We start from the raw sequence: 16,518 nt of genomic DNA on the forward strand, positions 1-16,518 counted from the left end.
GCGCCTCTCATGCTGCAGAACATTCCCACCCACGTGATTGCCGGGCCTTTGGGCGCCGGCAAGACCAGCCTGATCAAGCACCTGCTCGCCCAACGCCCGGCCAACGAGCGCTGGGCGGTATTGATCAACGAGTTCGGGCAGATCGGCCTGGACGCGGCGCTGCTGACCCTGGATGACGACGGCATCGCCCTCGGCGAAGTGGCCGGCGGCTGCCTGTGCTGTGTGAATGGTGCACCGTTCCAGGTAGGCCTTGGCCGCCTGTTGCGTAAGGCCAAGCCGGATAGGTTGTTTATCGAGCCGTCGGGCCTGGGGCACCCGGCGCAGTTGCTCAAACAACTGCGAGAGGCGCCGTGGCAGCAAGTACTGGCCGTTCAACCGTGCGTTTTGGTGCTGGATGCCCAAGCCCTGGCGGCGGGCAAAGCCTTGCCGCCCGCTCAGCAGGAGGCGACGGCCAGTGCCGGATTGTTGGTGCTAAACAAGGAGGAAGGGTTGGATGCTGCGCAGCGTCAGGCCGTGGAGCGACAATTACCCGATTGCCCGCTGTATTGGACGCAGCAGGCGCAGCTGCCTCTCGACCAACTGCCAGGCCTGAATGCGAACGCTAAAGCGGCTGTGGATAACGTCGAGGTGCCCAAGGGGCTCGCACAAATGCCGGCCATCTGGACTGATCCCACGCAGCCGATCTGCCTGAGCCAGGCTCAGGAAGGTGGCTGGAGCATCGGCTGGCGCTGGCACCCGAGCCAGCAATTCGACCCCCAGCGCCTGCATGAATGGTTGGCAGGCCTTGAATGGCGCCGCGCCAAGCTGGTTATCCACAGCGGCGCGGGCTGGGTGTCCGCCAACGCTGTGGATAACAGCGCGCTCGCCTGGCAGCCAAGCGAATGGCGGCGTGATTCACGTATCGAATTGATTTTCAGCGCGCCACAGGACATGGCCGCGTTGCAGGCTGCTCTGGCGGCCTGCCGTTACTGACGGTTCTTGGTCGCGTGGTCCTGGCGCCATTGGCTCAGCTCGATCACTTCGGCGCTGGGCAGTGGTTCCTTGGCTTCGAACGGGTACGGCGCCAGTTCGACTTGCGCGCTGTGGGCGCCGAATTGGGTGATGACCCCGGCGTGGCGGGTTTCGCCGGTTACGGTGAATTCGAAGTTGTAGACCCGCGCCAGGCGCCGCCGGCCGCTGGCATCTTTCACAAAGCCGATGCGCTTGAGCGCGACCGCACCGTCGAGCAACTCGATATCCAGCTTGGCGCAATGCTGCTTGACCCGCTCCAGCGCGCGCTCGCGCAGGCCGTGGTTGTGCCAGACCCAGGCGGCAGCGGTCGCCAGCAGCATCAACACGAACATGTTTCCCAGGGTCAGCATGCGAAAAACTCCAACAAAGTGAGAGCAGCTTAACTGTGTCGCCGGTCTGTCGTACAGGCTGCGTTTAGTCGCATACTGCGCGGCCAGAATTTCAACGGCTTTACGGAAATCCCCCGCATGAAACGCACACCTCATCTGCTTGCGATCCAGTCTCATGTGGTCTTTGGCCACGCCGGAAACAGCGCCGCCGTGTTCCCCATGCAGCGGGTCGGGGTGAACGTCTGGCCGCTGAACACGGTGCAGTTCTCCAACCACACCCAGTATGGCCAGTGGGCGGGCGAAGTGTTGGCGCCGCAGCAGATTCCGGCGCTGGTGGAAGGTATTGCGGCCATCGGCGAGTTGGGTAACTGCGATGCCGTGCTGTCCGGCTACCTGGGCAGCGCCGACCAGGGCCGTGCGATTCTCACCGGCGTGGCGCGCATCAAGGCGATCAACCCCAAGGCCCTGTACTTGTGCGACCCGGTGATGGGCCATCCCGAAAAGGGCTGCAGCGTGCCGCAGGAGGTGAGTGATTTCCTGCTGGACGAAGCCGCCGCCATGGCCGACTTCCTGTGCCCCAACCAGCTGGAGCTGGACAGCTTTGCCGGGCGCAAGCCGCAGTCGCTGTTCGATTGCCTGGCGATGGCCAAGGCGTTGCTGGCACGTGGGCCCAAGGCCGTGCTGGTCAAGCATCTGGATTACCCGGGCAAGCTGCCGGATGGCTTCGAGATGTTGCTGGTGACCGCCGAGGGCAGCTGGCACCTGCGTCGGCCGCTGCTGGCGTTTCCGCGCCAGCCGGTAGGCGTGGGTGACCTGACCTCGGGGCTGTTCCTGGCGCGGGTGCTGCTGGGGGACAGCCTGCTGGCGGCCTTTGAGTTCACTGCCGCGGCCGTGCATGAGGTGTTGCTGGAAACCCAGGCTTGCGCCAGTTACGAGCTGGAACTGGTGCGGGCTCAGGATCGTATCGCCCATCCGCGTGTTCGCTTTGAAGCCACGCCGATCGGTCTCTAAGAACACAAAACCCAATGTGGGAGGGGGCTTGCCCCCGATAGCGGTGTGTCAGCTACACAAGTAGTGGCTGACCCACTGCCATCGGGGGCAAGCCCCCTCCCACATTTGATCCGGTTTACAAGTCTAGGCTTTCAGTACCTCAGCCTTTGATTTCCTGGTAGCGCTTTTCCAGCTCCTGGCGAATCTGCCGGCGCTGCTGGGCCTGCACGAAGCGGCGTTTGTCTTCACTGTTCTGCGGTTGCAGTGGCGGGACGGGGGCGGGTTTGCGCTGGTCGTCCACGGCCACCATGGTGAAGAAGCAGCTGTTGGTGTGACGCACCGAGCGCTCGCGGATGTTCTCGGTCACCACCTTGATGCCCACTTCCATCGAGGTATTGCCGGTGTAGTTGACCGACGCCAGGAAGGTCACCAGCTCACCGACATGGATCGGCTCGCGAAAAATCACCTGATCCACCGACAACGTCACCACATACCGCCCGGCATAACGGCTCGCGCAGGCGTAGGCCACTTCGTCGAGGTACTTGAGCAGGGTGCCGCCGTGGACATTGCCTGAGAAGTTGGCCATGTCTGGGGTCATCAATACCGTCATCGACAGCTGGGCGTTTCCGGGTTCCATAGCACACTCACGGGTTTGTAGGCATTGGTTGGGGAGGCACCTCTGCGGGTGCTGGAATCTTTTGCAGCGCCATCCTTTACGGGACGCCGGTGAGCGGCTCGCCGTCACGCGCGCACCGATCTGTTTCCATATATTGCACCGGCTTTCTGCCGGAAGTCGCGGTGTTAACCTTCAAAAGCCCATCTCAGGGCATTTCTTACGATCAAGGCTGACTTTTCCTTCCGCTCTTTGCGACCGTTCAAAGGCGCGCGCGGAAGTGGGAGAAGCGCCAGTACCCTCAAGGAGCCCCTCGCCATGCACGCCATCAGCTTTATCCAGGACCTGGCCGTGATCATGCTGGTGGCAGGGGTGGTCACCATCCTGTTTCACCGCCTCAAGCAGCCGGTGGTGCTGGGGTATATCGTCGCCGGGTTCATCATCGGGCCCCATACGCCGCCGTTCGGCCTGATCCACGATGAAGACACCATCAAGACCCTGGCCGAGCTGGGGGTGATCTTCCTGATGTTCTGCCTGGGCCTGGAGTTCAGCCTGCGCAAGCTGTTCAAGGTCGGGGCCACGGCGTTTATCGCGGCGTTCCTGGAAATCATCCTGATGATCTGGATCGGCTACGAAATCGGCCGCTGGTTCGACTGGAACACCATGGACTCGCTATTCCTAGGCGCGATCCTGGCGATTTCCTCGACCACCATCATCGTCAAGGCGCTCAATGACCTGAAGATGAAAAACCAGCGGTTCGCCCAGCTGATTTTTGGCGTGCTGATCGTTGAAGACATTCTCGGTATCGGCATCATCGCCTTGCTGTCGAGCATCGCCGTCAGCGGCACAGTCAGCTCCGGCGAGGTATTTTCCACGGTCGGCAAGCTCTCGCTGTTCATGATTGTGGCGCTGGTGATCGGCATTTTGCTGGTGCCGCGCTTGCTGGCCTACGTGGCCAAGTTCGAAAGCAACGAGATGCTGCTGATTACCGTGCTGGGCCTGTGTTTCGGCTTCTGCCTGCTGGTGGTCAAGCTGGAATACAGCATGGTGCTGGGGGCGTTCCTGATCGGCGCGATCATGGCCGAGTCCAAGCAGCTGATTAAGATCGAGCGCCTGATCGAGCCGGTTCGCGACATGTTCAGCGCTATTTTCTTCGTGGCCATCGGCTTGATGATCGACCCGCAGATCCTGCTGCAATACGCCTGGCCGATCGCGGTGATTACCGTGGCGGTGGTGCTCGGCAAGATGTTGTCCTGCGGCCTGGGCGCCTTTATCGCCGGCAATGACGGCCGCACCTCACTACGCGTGGGCATGGGGCTGTCACAGATTGGCGAATTTTCCTTCATCATCGCCGCGCTGGGCATGACCCTGCAGGTGACCAGCGACTTTCTGTACCCGGTGGCCGTGGCCGTTTCGGCGATCACCACGTTGCTCACGCCGTACCTGATTCGCGGCGCCGACCCGTTGTCATTGAAGATTGCCGCCGTGATGCCCAAGCGCATGAGCCGCGTGTTCGGTATGTATGGCGAATGGCTGCGCAGTATTCAGCCCCAGGGTGAGGGCGCGATGCTGGCGTCGATGATCCGCAAGATCATCCTGCAAGTGGGGGTGAACCTGGCGCTGGTGGTGGCGATCTTCTTCGCCGGCAGTTACTTCGCCGTGCGTATCGGTGGCTATCTGCAAGGCTGGATCAGTGATCCAAGCTGGCAGAAGGCGTTGATCTGGGGCGGGGCGCTGCTGTTGTCGCTGCCGTTCTTGATTGCGGCGTACCGCAAGCTCAAGGCGCTGTCGATGTTGCTGGCGGAGATGAGCGTGAAGCCGGAAATGGCCGGGCGGCATACCCAGCGCGTTCGGCGGGTGATCGCCGAGCTGATCCCGCTGTTGTCGCTGCTGCTGATTTTCCTGCTATTGGCAGCCTTGTCGGCGAGTATTCTGCCGACCAACAAGCTGCTGGTGCTGATCGCCGTGGTCACGGCGGCGGTGGCGGCCGTGCTCTGGCGGTGGTTCATCCGGGTGCATACGCGGATGCAGGTCGCCTTGCTGGAGACGCTGGATAACCACAAGGATTCGCCGGAGCACTAAAAGCCTGGGGAGGGGACTCAGCTTTCCAGCCAGACGTCCCGCGCCCAGTGCCACACCGATTCCCAGGTTTCTTCGGTCACCAGTTCTTCTTCGCCCGACCACAGCACCACGGTGCCGTCTTCTTCGACGCAGTAGTAGTCGTCACCGTCCTGGCAGATCGGGATCATGCTGCGGTCGACGCCGGCATCCCAGGCGTTGGCCGCTACGTCGGGCAGGTAGGTGTGGGACTGCGGGTCGGTGACGGTCACCGGCTCCAGGCTGCCGTAGACCACGTCGCTGACGGTCAGCAGGAATTCACGGAAGACAAACGGGATGTCGATGAACAGTTGTTCTTCGATTTCCACCAGTTGGTCTTCGTCAGGCAGTTCCAGAGGAACCGGGACCGGTTCGTTGGCTTCACGCAATTGTTCGATGATTTCTTCCACGGCCGGGATCCTCTTGCTAGATGGCGCGGTTTATAGGGGCGTTTTATACAGTAGCTCGCTATAAGTGCAACCGTGAAATGAAATCCCGGCGTCAGCACATTGCCTGTGACAACGCGCGGACTAGAACTGTTTCTCCAGTTTTAGGCTGATGCTGTTTTTATCGTAGGAATAAAGCCAGTCGACGTTGCTTTCCACCTTGTTGTATTTGACCGTGAGGCTGGGAACGATGTCGTACACCGCCAGGCGCGGCGCGCGCAGGATGAAGGTGTAGCCTTGTTCTTCGTCATAGCGTCGGTCATCGAGAATGGCGCTGTAGGCATCGTACTGACGCTGGCGGTATGAGGCGAACAGCACGGCGCTGACGCCAATATCAAAGTCCTTGGCGACCCCCAGGCGCACGCCTTTTTGCAGGTAGGCGGCGGTGCGGTCGCGGGCGTTGCGGTCGACGATATCGACGCCGCCGAATAGCGTCCATTGGCGTGGCAGCACCTGGAACAGGGTGGCCGACACGGAGTTGGTCGCGCCGTCGAGGTTACTGTTGATGTCGTGCTTGTAGACCATGTCTTTGTAGTCGCCTTCGAGCTTGAACATGCGCGTGGCGGACAGGTTGTGAATCCACTCGCCATGCAAGCCCCAGGCGCTGTACATGGCGTTGTCGCCAATGGTGTTGAACTCGTAAGAGGGCCCGAATGCGTACTGGTTGCGCGCATCGTGGTAGCTGTAGCCGGCGTTGTTGATCACCGTGCTTTCGTTGTACTTGCTCTCTTTTTCGTAGGCCTGGCCGTACAGCAACGAGCGCACGAACAGCCCGTGGTGGCCGCTGATCGCCATGCGTTTATTGAGCGTGGCCTCGTAGTCCTGGCCATGGGCCGACACGGCCTTGGGCAAGGAGCGTTTGACCAGGATGGTTTCCTGGTCGGTAACAAAGCGGTAAGTCACGGTGCTTTCGGAGGACTGGTTGAGGTTGTCGCTCCATGTCGGGCCGATGGCGAAGGAGCCTTGCCAGTCTTCGCGGTGGTCGAGGGCCTGGATAAAGCTATCGACGGTCTTGCCCAGGCCCATGGCCTTGGCGTCCGAGGGGCTGAGGCTGCTGGTGATCTGCTGGAACGCCTCTTTAGAGTCGCGATCCTTGCGGTTTTCGAATTGCACCCGCGCCAGTTCGAGGCGGCCGGGCAGGAAATCAGGTTGGATGGCCAGCAATTCGCGGTAGTCGATTTCTGCCTGATCCAGGTCACCATCGGCGCGGGCCAGGCCACCTTTGGCGTAGGCGGTGAGCATCGGATCGTGGCCGGGCAGTGCGGTGTAGCGCTTGAGGTAGTCGCGAGCCTGCGGCCATTCCTGGCGCTGGACACTCAGGTACACCGCGCGGCCCAGCTCGTCCAGGTTGTTGCCGACGGTGTAGTTCTGGCCGTCGATATTCAACAGCGGCGGGGCGCCGTCGCTGGGCAGTTCATCCTTGAGCAGCTCGCGCTCTTGCTGGTTAGCGCGGTACTCGATGGTCTGGTTCAGACGCAGGGTGGTGTCCTGGTCGGCGGCAAACGCCGTCGGGGCCATGAACAGCAGCAAAGAGAAGGGCAAAACATGCAGCGTAAGGGACCACTTGCAGTAGGGCTGGGGCATTACCGGGCTCTCGGGATCGCTTTAAAACGCCAAAAGCAAGTGCCCGACCGTCAGGCACTTGCTTGCTGGTGCTACATCAGTTCAAGCCGCGGTTACTTGGCTACGCCACCGAAAGCGGTGTCGTAGTCGCGGTTGGCGAACTTGGCGATACCGGCCAGCGACGCGGTCGAACCTGCGCCGAAGAAGCTGCCCTGGGTGGTACCGGTGGACAGCAAGCCGTTGGTGGTCGGGTTCAGGGCGGCTGCAGTGCCACTGAAGCCGGCGGTGGTGGTGTTGATGTTGGCGTTCACCGCAACGCGCAGGTTGGCGTTGGCGATCGAACCGGTCAGGGTCGGCGAGGCGGTGCCGAAGGAAGCGGTAAGGTCGCCGGACAGCACATTGGCGCCGGAGTAGTTGTTGATGCCCTGTACCGCGTAAGTCACGCTGGCAGTCGGCAGCACGCGGCCGGTGGTGTCACCCGAGTAGTACACCACGCGGGTCGGGTCGTTGTTGGTGCCGTTCTGCGACCACTCGCCGTAGTACACCTGTTGGCTGGCGACTTGTTTGAAGTCGAAGTTGCCCAGCGCGGCGTGGGAGGCGGGCATCATGGCCGGGGTAATGGTGGTGACGCCATTGGCGTCGGTGGCGACCATGCCTTTGAGGCCGGCGAAACCAACTTTTGCACCGCCGTAAAATGCCAGAACGCCAACGGCCGGCTGGCCTGGAGTGCCAGGGTGGTTCACAGTGCCCGTACCGCCAGTGCCTTCAACGACGATAGTGCCGGTGTAACTTTGCCCCGAAGAAACATCTGCTTGAGCAACGCCAGCCAAACCAAGAAGAGCCACTGCCAATACTGTGTAGTTGAAAGTTTTCATTTCTTCATCCATTGAGTAAATTTAAGTAAGTCAACACGTCAAGCATCTGCCAAGTTCTCTTAGCCTCCCATGGTGCACCTCACAAGTTAGAACGTAGTGGTAAAACCGATTTTCAAGGTTCGACCCGGCGCGGGCATGGCCGAGCGTGTCAGCGGGTCAATGTAATAGAGGTTGCTCAAGTTGGTGCCAGTCAACTCGATAGACGCGTCGTCAGTGAGCTTGTAGTTGATGTAAGCGTCATAAGTAATAATCTTGTCCCACGACATGGGCGTGTTGATGTAATAACTCACCATCGCGCTGTCGGGGTAGTTGCTGTAGAACTTGCTCTGGTGCTGGCGGTAGTAAATCGCGCGTCCGCCGACTTCCAGTTTGCGATTGAAGAAGCGCGCACCGCCGCCCAGGTTGGCTGACCATTCAGGCTGGGCCATGCTCACCAGGTAACCGCCCACGAAGCCGTCCTCCACACAGTTGGGCGTGCTGCCATTGGTGCTGATCGCCACCGCCGAGTCTTCATCACAGACTTTGTTTTTCAGCACATGGGCGATGCTCAGGTCGGTAAACACCCGCCCGTTGTCGTAACGCCCCTGGAACTCCACGCCGGAAGTCGTCTGTTTCTCCAGGTTGCTGAAGCGCAACTCCGGGCTGCGTTCAATCACGTTTTTGATGGTGTTGTGGTAGTACGTCAGTTTTATATCGGCGCGCTCACTGCCGCCCCAGCCGGCCAAGTTGTGGATATACGCCGCTTCATAGTTATAGGCATGTTCTGGCTCCAGCCCCCAGGGGTTGACCGACGAGGAGAAACCCAGTGTACTTTCAAACATGCTGGGATAACGGATGGCTTCGCTGTAGCGGAAATAAACCCGGCCATTCTCCGAAGTGTAAAAAGTGGCTGACAAGTTGGGCGCCCAGTCACTGTCTTTCTGGTGTTTGGCGCTCACATCTTTTTGAGTGCCCGTGGTGCTGCCTGAGGCACTGCACGCAATGATGTCTTGACCGGCATTCAAGCCATTGATGCACGGGTTGTTAGCCCGGGAATATTTACCTTTGCCGTCGCTTGCCCAATTCGCCTGATGTTGAGTGTCCTCAACAAGGGGGGTTTCTTTTTTGATCTGTTCTATTTCGGCCAGGCGCTGTTCCTGTGGAATGCCAAACATGTCCCAAAAGAACTGGTTGCCGGCTACTCTTTGATCGACATTGGCTTGCCACTCGGCAGTGCTCAGTGTTTTGCGCGTGGTGTAACTGACGGTCCGGCCGTTTTCCACAAATTGCGTGGTCACTCCGGTTTTGTCCTGGGTTTCCTTCAGATAGTCATCGAACGCCCAATACGAGGAATACCGCGCGCCGGCCGTGAATTTGGCGAAGGTGACCGGGCGCCAATCGAAGTTGAAGTTGTATTCGCGCTCATCCCGACGCCCCGCCCGTGGGTTCATGCGCAAGGTGTCGAAGATTGCGGCGTCGTAATAATCATCCTTGGAACTTAATTTCTCGTGCTGGTAGCTGGCGCCCAGGGTCAGGTCCAGGCTGTCGAGCATCTTGAATTTGTTGCTGAGCGTTACCCCCGCCCGGTCGTGCTGGGCGTTGGCCACGGCGGTGTTCCGGAACACCGGGTTGGCCGCGCTGGTGGCGTTGGGCACGCCGCCGCTGGTGTAGGTGTCGCTTTGGGTATTGGTGGCCCAGAGGTTGGAATAGAAATCCACCCACGGGTTGTCCTGGGGCTTGAGGTTGTATTCCAGGTTGTAGGCTTTGCTCTGCACATGGCTCAGCGGCCACTGCGGCACGCCGCTGGTTTCGGCGTCGAACTGGTCGCCGGGGCGGAAGAACGAGATGCGCGACGGCATGATCTCGCCGTACAGCGAATCGGTGTCGCGGTAGCCGAACTCCAGGGATTGGTCTTCATCGATCTTGAGTTTGGCCTTGGCCAGCCAGGACTCCATTTTGCTGGAGGTGTTGGGCACTTCATCGCCCGGTTTGTAGATGTTGGCCAGGTTGGGGATGTAGTCGAACTGGCCATTGACCTGCTTGCCGGTGGAATAGAAGCCGGTTTTGTTCTTGCCCGCGTAGTGGTTGCCTTTTTCGCGGTAGGCGTAGGCGGCGAGCAGCTCGAATTTTTCCTGGCGGGTGCCGAGGGCCAGGCGATAGGCCGAGTCGTCCCCGGAGATCAGGTTGTTGTCGCGACCGGTACGCGGGTGCTTGTACAGCGACGGGTCGTAATAGGAATAAATCGGGATGTATTGATAGTCGGCAGGCGGGCTTTGCCCGGTCATCAGCGTCGGCAGCTTGGGTGACACCGAGTTGTTGCTGCCTTCCATTTTCAGCTCGCCGCCGAATTCCTGGCCTTCCTTGAGGATGTCATCCACGTTCAAGGTACTGGCCACCACCGCGCCGCCAACGCCGCTGTAGACGTTGCGCTCCAGGTTCGGGCCCTTGAGCACCTTGATGCTGCCGATCAGGTTGGGGTCGATGTAGTTGCGGTTGTTGGCGCCCATGTAGCCGCGATACACGGTCAGCGCCTGTTCGGTGCCGTCGATGGTCAGCGGTACGCGGCCGGGGCCCTGGATGCCGCGCACGTTGGGGTCCAGCGCGCCACTGTTGCGGCCGTCGCCGCTGTAGACGTTGAGCATGCCCTTGAACATATCGGCGGGGGCGGCGCCTTTGTAGCGTTCGATCTGCTCCTTGCCGGAGTACACCGAGGAGGTGTCCTGATCGTAGATGTCGTTGTAGCCCTTTTCGTCGCGGGACTCCTTGCCGTCCATGCCATGCACGTAGATGGGCGCCAGGTCGCCTTGCTGGATACCGCTGGTGCCTTGCACGGGGCGCACCTGGATGACGGGGTGCTCCGGCGCGCCGACCAGGCTATAGGCGACGGCTTGGTTGGCCAGCAATTGCTGCAGCGCAGCGTCCAGCGAGAGCCGGCCCTTGACCGGGTTGCTGCTGCGGCCGGTGAGGTCGTTGCTGCCCAGGTAGAGTTCCACCCCGGCCTGGCGCGCCAGCAGCACCAGCCCCGCGTCCAGTGATAATGCCGGTACATCGAAGTCGTGATAGCCGCCGCGGGTTTGGGCGTGAGGCGCGCTTTGCGCGCTGGTGTCCCGCGTCGGGCTGATGTCTGCGGCATTGGCGCACAGTGCGAAAACCGCCAACTGAATCCCCAGGCTCAGTCGGGTGCGGTTTAGTGCCTTACGCTTCTTGTTCTTCTGTTGCATGTGCAAAGCTGGCCTCACTAAAAGCAAATAAGAGTTATTCACATGTAGTAGAAACGCAGCAGCAGCAAAAACGCGATAGATCGTTATGATCTATGTATCAGGATTTATATGAATATGTAGAGTGGCCGCGGCGTGCCGCCGATCTTCAATAGATCAGCGTCAGGCCCGGCAGGTCGAGCACGCGGCCATGGGCTTGGGTGGCCATGCGCTTGAGAGCGTCGTTGAGATTGTCCAAGCGCATGACAGCGCTGATACGTACATCACGCAGTGCGTCGCCTTTGACCATTACCAGGCCCGGGCGATAGCGGTTGATGCGCGCCACGGCGTCACCCAGGCGCTCACGCTGGAAGACCAACTGCCCCTGCTGCCAGCTGGCAAGCTCATCGGGGCGGGTATTGAGCGGCACAATCCCGGCTTTGGGGCTGAACCGCAGGCTGTTGCCTTGCTCCAGCTGCGCCGAGCCGGCGGCGTCGTCGCGTTGCTCGGGCGTCAGATTGACTTCGACCTGGTGCTGCAAAACCCCGACCCAGCCTTCGCGGTCCTGGCCGACACCCACCAGGTAGCTTGTGCCGCGCGCGGTGATATCGGCGCCAGGGGCGCGTACGGTAAATGGGCGCCGCTCCTGCTCGTTGACCGGCGCCGGCGTAAACACGGCCTCGCCCTGGTTCAGGCGGACCAGCCGGGTTTGGTCGTCGTAGGCAATGTTCAACAGGCTGTGGCTGCCCAACTCCACGCGGCTGCCATCTGCCAGGGTGATCTGGCGTGTTTCGCCAAAACCGGTGTGGTAGTCGCTGTTCAAGGCTTCCAGCCAGAAGGGCGGGGCAAGCAACAGCCAGCAACCCACTGCCAATGCCGCCACGGCACCACTGGCGGGCAACGGCCGGCGTATCCAGTTGGCGCGCGGTGGGCGTTGGGGTTTTACGTAGCCGGAACGCCGCTTGAGCATGGCGGTTGCCTGCCAGGCACGATCTGCCCTGCCGGCGGCGGCGGCATGCCGGGGATCGGCGGCCTGCCAGTGCTGGAAAGCCTCCAGTTCACGGGGTGAGAGCTGTCCTTGGCGGTGACGCATCACCCAGTCGGCAGCACTGCGCTCTACCGGGTCGATGGTCTGAGGGGAGTCGTTCACGATTCTGACTGGTTACCTTCTTGCGTCCTGGAATATCCATGGCTTAACCCTCTTGATCTGGATCGAGGGCCTTGCCGATCCTGGCCAGTGCCATTGCCATGTGTTTTTGTACAGAGCTTGTGGATATCCGTAAATAGCGGGCGGTCTCTTTGTGCGTCATGCCCTCGACGCGGCAAAGCATGAAGATATCACGGGTGCGCTCCGGCATCCGTTCCAGCAGGCTTTCCAACTGCTCCATGGCCAGGGCGTCGAACGCCAATTCCTCGGGGCCGCTGGCCTCATCCACCAAGGTCGCGAAATACGCGGCAGCGTCATTGTCGAAGCGCTTTTCGCCGTAGCGCCGGTGGTGATCGATCATGAGGTTGTGCGCTACCCGAAACAGATAGGACGGCGCGCAAAGAATGCGCTCAAGGTTTTCCAACTGGGCGATGCGCAGGAACGTGTCCTGCACCAGGTCCGACGCCAGGCTGGGGGAGCATTTTTTCCGCAACAGGTAGCGATGGAGCGCGGATGCATGTTGGTTGAACAGTTTTTCCAGCACGTCGGCACGTTCCTATGCTCGGGCAGAACCGGGAGAGGTTGCGAGTATAGTGAGAACCGTTCTCATTAATCTACTAAAAACTATCGAGCTGTTTTGGACCGGCAAAAAAAGACCCCGGCTGGGTATTTCCTTTACAGGTCATACCCAACCGGGGTCGTTTACGGCGCGCTCAAGGCGCTGCGGGATCAGCCGTTCTGGCGGATACCGGCGACCAGCCAAGGCTGGTTGTCGCCCTGGGCACGTTCCATGTTCCAGCTTTCGCTGAACACTTCGCCCTGGTCGAAACGCGAGGTCTTCGACACACCGCTGAAGGTCAGGGTGGCGATGGTCTTGTCGGCGCGATCATCCACACCTTCCAGCTGTACGCGCAGGTCGTCGATGTAGGTCGACTGGAACGCGTCGCCGATTTCGGCACGTTCGCGCTTGAGGAACTCCAGCAGTTGCGGGGTCACGAACTCGGAGATCTTGTCCATTTCGTTGGCGTCCCAATGTTGCTGCAGGGACTGGAAGTGGCTGCGGGCCGCTTCGACGAAACGCTCTTCGTTGAACCACGCCGGTGCGTTGATCACCGGGCGGGCAGCGGCAGGGGCTGCCGAACCACCGAAGATCGAACCCATGGCGGCTGGTTTTTGCTCGAACACTTCACGCTGCATCGGCGCGCCGGCTGGAGCCATGTGCTCCTGCTGCTTGCGGCGACGGGCGGCGATAAAGCGGAAGATCACAAAGGCGATGACTGCCAGGATCAGCATGTCGAAGATCTGCATGCCCTGGAAGCCGCCGCCCATGAACATGGAAGCGAGCAGGCCACCCGCGGCGATGCCGGCCAGAGGGCCCAACCAGCGCGAAGCACCGCCGGCCTTGGCAGCAGCGCCAGCAGCACCGGCTGCGCCTGCAGTAGCGGCAGCACCGCCTGCACCGGCGGAGGGAGCCATTTGGCTGGTCTGGTGAGTCGGCGCCGAGCCCATGCTTTTGCCGCCACCGAAGCGTTTGGCGTTGGCGTCGAGGCTCATCGTCAGGCCGATGCACAACGCCATGGCGATGCTAAGAAAACGTTTCATAAAGGGAATTCCCATTTGTGGATTGCACGCGCGCCATGTTGCACAGGTGTAGTGACAGTGGCTAGCGGCATAATGTTTCGGGCTTTTGCGTAAGACCAAATCCGAAGGGTCTGTAGGACTAGTTACAGTTATTGGCCCGCCCTGGTTAAAAACAAGGGCGGGCCGATAACCTTCATGTAACGCAGTGTTTCCTCAGGCGGGTTTTTTGTGGCCAGGGAGCTGCTCCCTGGCCACAGCAAATGTTCAGACGGCTTCGAGCTTCGCGTAGCCCATCATCAGCCACTTGCTGCCCTCGGCGAAGTTCACCTGCACACGGGCCTGGGCACCAGTGCCTTCGAAGTTGAGGATCACGCCCTCGCCGAAGATCGCATGCTTGACCTGCTGGCCCAGGCTGAACGGGGTTTCCGGGATCTCGGAGCCGGCAAACATGCTGCTGGAATTCTGCTGCTGGCCACCGCCGAACGGGCGGCTGACGCTGTTGGAAAGGCGCACTTCCTGGATCAGCCCCTTCGGCACTTCACGTACGAACCGCGACACCTTGTTGTAGGTTTCGCTGCCGTACAGGCGTCGGGTCTCGGCGTAGGTCATCACCAGGTTCTGCATGGCGCGGGTGATGCCCACGTAGGCCAGGCGGCGTTCTTCCTCAAGGCGGCCGGGCTCTTCCAGGCTCATCTTGTGCGGGAACAAGCCTTCTTCCATGCCCACCAGGAACACATACGGAAATTCCAGGCCCTTGGCACTGTGCAAGGTCATCAGCTGGATGCTGTCTTCATGCTCATCGGCCTGGGTGTCGCCAGCTTCCAGCGAAGCGTGGCCGAGGAACGCGGCGAGCGGGGTCAGCTCTTCGTCTTCCTCGGTGTTTTCGAATGCACGCGCGGCGCTGACCAATTCCTCAAGGTTTTCTACCCGTGCCTGGCCTTTCTCGCCTTTTTCCGCTTCGTGGTAGGCAATCAGCCCCGACTGCTCGATCACGGTCTGGGTCATCAAGTGCAACGGCATTTCTGCGCACTTGGCGGCGAGGTTCTCGATCAACTCGACAAACACACCCAGCGCCCCGGCCGCGCGGCCAGTCAGGCCTTTGTTGGCGATGAGCAAGCGCATGGCTTCCCACATCGACACATCGGCGTGGCGCGCATGGTCGCGAATGGCTTCGACGGTTTTCTCACCGATGCCACGCGCCGGGATATTGATCACCCGCTCCAGCGCCGCATCGTTGCCACGCCCTTCCAGCAAACGCAGGTAGGCCATGGCGTTCTTGATTTCGGCTCGCTCGAAGAAGCGCTGGCCACCATAGATGCGGTACGGGATGCGCTCGCGCAGCAAGGCTTCTTCCAGCACCCGGGATTGGGCGTTGGAACGGTACAGAATCGCGATATCGCTGCGCGCCAGGCCGGTCTTCAGCGCGCTTTCAATGGTTTCCACCACGTAGCGTGCTTCATCGTGCTCGTTGAACGCGGCGTACAGGTTGATCGCCTCGCCTTCGCCGCCGTCGGTCCACAGCTCTTTGCCCATGCGCCCGGTGTTGTTGGCGATCAAGGCGTTGGCGGCCTTGAGGATCCCGGCGGTGGAACGATAGTTCTGCTCCAGGCGGATGGTAATCGCGTCCGGGAAGTCGTCGGAATACTGGTAGATGTTCTCGATTTTCGCGCCACGCCAGCCGTAGATCGACTGGTCGTCATCGCCCACCACCATCAGGCTGTCGCCGCCCTTGGCCAGCAGACGCAACCAGGCGTACTGCACGGCGTTGGTGTCCTGGAACTCGTCCACCAGAATGTGGCGGAAGCGTTTCTGGTAATGGGCCAGCAGGCCTGGGTTGTCGCGCCACAGGTCGAGGGCGCGCAGCAGCAACTCGGAGAAGTCGATGACGCCGGCGCGCGCGCAGGCCGCCTCGTAGGCTTCATAAATGCTGCGCATGGTGGCCAGGAACAAGTCGCCGCTGGCCTGAATGTGCTGCGGGCGCAGGCCTTCGTCTTTCTGGCCGTTGATAAACCATTGCGCCTGGCGCGCCGGCCAGCGTTGCTCATCGAGGCCCAGCTCGCGGATCACCCGCTTGACCAGGCGTTGCTGGTCGTCGCTGTCCAGAATCTGGAAGGTCTGGGCCAGGCCGGCTTCCTGCCAGTGCGCCCGCAACAGGCGGTGCGCGAGGCCGTGGAAGGTGCCCACCCACATGCCGGCCGGGCTGATGCCCATCAGCTGCTCGATGCGGTGGCGCATCTCGGCAGCGGCCTTGTTGGTGAACGTCACCGACAGGATGGAATGCTGGGACGCGTTCTCGACCTGGATCAACCAGGCGATACGGTGCACCAGCACTCGGGTTTTACCGGAGCCAGCACCGGCCAGGACCAACTGACGGCCAACGGGGGCTGCTACAGCCTGGCGTTGGGCATCGTTGAGGGAGTTCAGCAAAAGAGAGAGATCATCGCGCATCGGCGCATTCTATGGCCCTCGGGGTGCTCGGGCAAATGCGAATGCCGGGTGGTCAGTGGAAAATTTCCAGGCTGATGACTGGTCGGTCAACGGTCGCAAGCCCCGTCGTGTCTCGCTCAAGCTGTCTGGCCCCAAGGTTTGCGGTGCTTGCGCGTGCATTTTTTATGACGTGGAGCAGTTTGGCCCAAGCGCTTGCTTGTGTATGCTCCGTCGACGTTTCGGGCTCACCATTATAAGAACAC

General features: G+C 60.8%; 13 protein-coding genes. 3 read left to right on the forward strand and 10 right to left on the reverse strand.

The genetic code is table 11. The features are described from left to right. The first annotated feature begins 9 nt into the window (after positions 1-9). Entirely contained in the window at positions 10-972 is a 963-nt protein-coding gene (locus AC0IYH_RS09050; RefSeq protein WP_471833943.1) for a CobW family GTP-binding protein, read from the forward strand. Here the strand turns inward: AC0IYH_RS09050 and AC0IYH_RS09055 are convergent. Further along, entirely contained in the window at positions 966-1,361 is a 396-nt protein-coding gene (locus AC0IYH_RS09055) for a DUF3301 domain-containing protein (RefSeq protein WP_471833944.1), read from the reverse strand. The two genes, AC0IYH_RS09050 and AC0IYH_RS09055, sit on opposite strands and share 7 nt — an antisense overlap. 117 nt (positions 1,362-1,478) lie before the next feature. On the opposite strand from AC0IYH_RS09055, the gene pdxY reads away from it, so the two are divergent. Then, entirely contained in the window at positions 1,479-2,351 is an 873-nt protein-coding gene (pdxY, locus tag AC0IYH_RS09060) for a pyridoxal kinase PdxY (protein WP_116627068.1), read from the forward strand. A 139-nt stretch (positions 2,352-2,490) separates the two neighbouring features. Here the strand turns inward: pdxY and AC0IYH_RS09065 are convergent, their stop codons facing one another. After that, complete coding sequence (locus tag AC0IYH_RS09065; protein ID WP_116627067.1) at positions 2,491-2,967, reverse strand: acyl-CoA thioesterase; 477 nt, start codon at positions 2,965-2,967, stop codon at positions 2,491-2,493. Positions 2,968-3,261: 294 nt separating this feature from the next. Here AC0IYH_RS09065 and AC0IYH_RS09070 point away from each other — a divergent pair, with 294 nt between their 5' ends. Continuing rightward, positions 3,262-5,025 (forward strand): cation:proton antiporter, encoded by a 1,764-nt coding sequence (locus AC0IYH_RS09070; protein ID WP_116627066.1) that lies wholly within the window; start codon positions 3,262-3,264, stop codon positions 5,023-5,025. A gap of 17 nt (positions 5,026-5,042) precedes the next feature. On the opposite strand, the gene AC0IYH_RS09075 is transcribed toward AC0IYH_RS09070, so the two are convergent. The 8 genes from AC0IYH_RS09075 to uvrD all read right to left on the reverse strand — a co-directional run bounded on the left by AC0IYH_RS09075 (position 5,043) and on the right by uvrD (position 16,276). Next, the gene (locus tag AC0IYH_RS09075) at positions 5,043-5,450 is read right to left on the reverse strand and encodes an SMI1/KNR4 family protein (RefSeq protein WP_017739032.1); all 408 of its coding nucleotides are present in this window, start codon (positions 5,448-5,450) and stop codon (positions 5,043-5,045) included. Between the two features lie 120 nt (positions 5,451-5,570). Continuing rightward, positions 5,571-7,070 carry a surface lipoprotein assembly modifier gene (locus AC0IYH_RS09080; protein WP_116627065.1) on the reverse strand — a complete coding sequence of 500 codons (1,500 nt, stop codon included), beginning with the start codon at positions 7,068-7,070 and terminating at the stop codon, positions 5,571-5,573. A 92-nt stretch (positions 7,071-7,162) separates the two neighbouring features. Next, positions 7,163-7,924 carry a Slam-dependent surface lipoprotein gene (locus AC0IYH_RS09085; RefSeq protein ID WP_116627064.1) on the reverse strand — a complete coding sequence of 254 codons (762 nt, stop codon included), beginning with the start codon at positions 7,922-7,924 and terminating at the stop codon, positions 7,163-7,165. 86 nt (positions 7,925-8,010) lie between these two features. Beyond that, entirely contained in the window at positions 8,011-11,124 is a 3,114-nt protein-coding gene (locus tag AC0IYH_RS09090) for a TonB-dependent receptor domain-containing protein (RefSeq protein WP_471833949.1), read from the reverse strand. A gap of 145 nt (positions 11,125-11,269) precedes the next feature. Beyond that, the gene (locus AC0IYH_RS09095; RefSeq protein ID WP_471833951.1) at positions 11,270-12,250 is read right to left on the reverse strand and encodes a FecR family protein; all 981 of its coding nucleotides are present in this window, start codon (positions 12,248-12,250) and stop codon (positions 11,270-11,272) included. A 43-nt stretch (positions 12,251-12,293) separates the two neighbouring features. Then, positions 12,294-12,791, reverse strand: a complete 498-nt coding sequence (locus tag AC0IYH_RS09100; RefSeq protein ID WP_116627062.1) for an RNA polymerase sigma factor — start codon at positions 12,789-12,791, stop codon at positions 12,294-12,296. A 185-nt stretch (positions 12,792-12,976) separates the two neighbouring features. Beyond that, on the reverse strand, positions 12,977-13,849 hold the full coding sequence (locus AC0IYH_RS09105) for a Tim44 domain-containing protein (protein ID WP_116627061.1): 873 nt from the start codon (positions 13,847-13,849) through the stop codon (positions 12,977-12,979). A gap of 243 nt (positions 13,850-14,092) precedes the next feature. Next, complete coding sequence (gene uvrD / locus AC0IYH_RS09110) at positions 14,093-16,276, reverse strand: DNA helicase II (RefSeq protein WP_116627060.1); 2,184 nt, start codon at positions 16,274-16,276, stop codon at positions 14,093-14,095. Positions 16,277-16,518 lie beyond the last annotated feature (242 nt).

This window comes from Pseudomonas sp. AC463 (genome assembly GCF_979253585.1).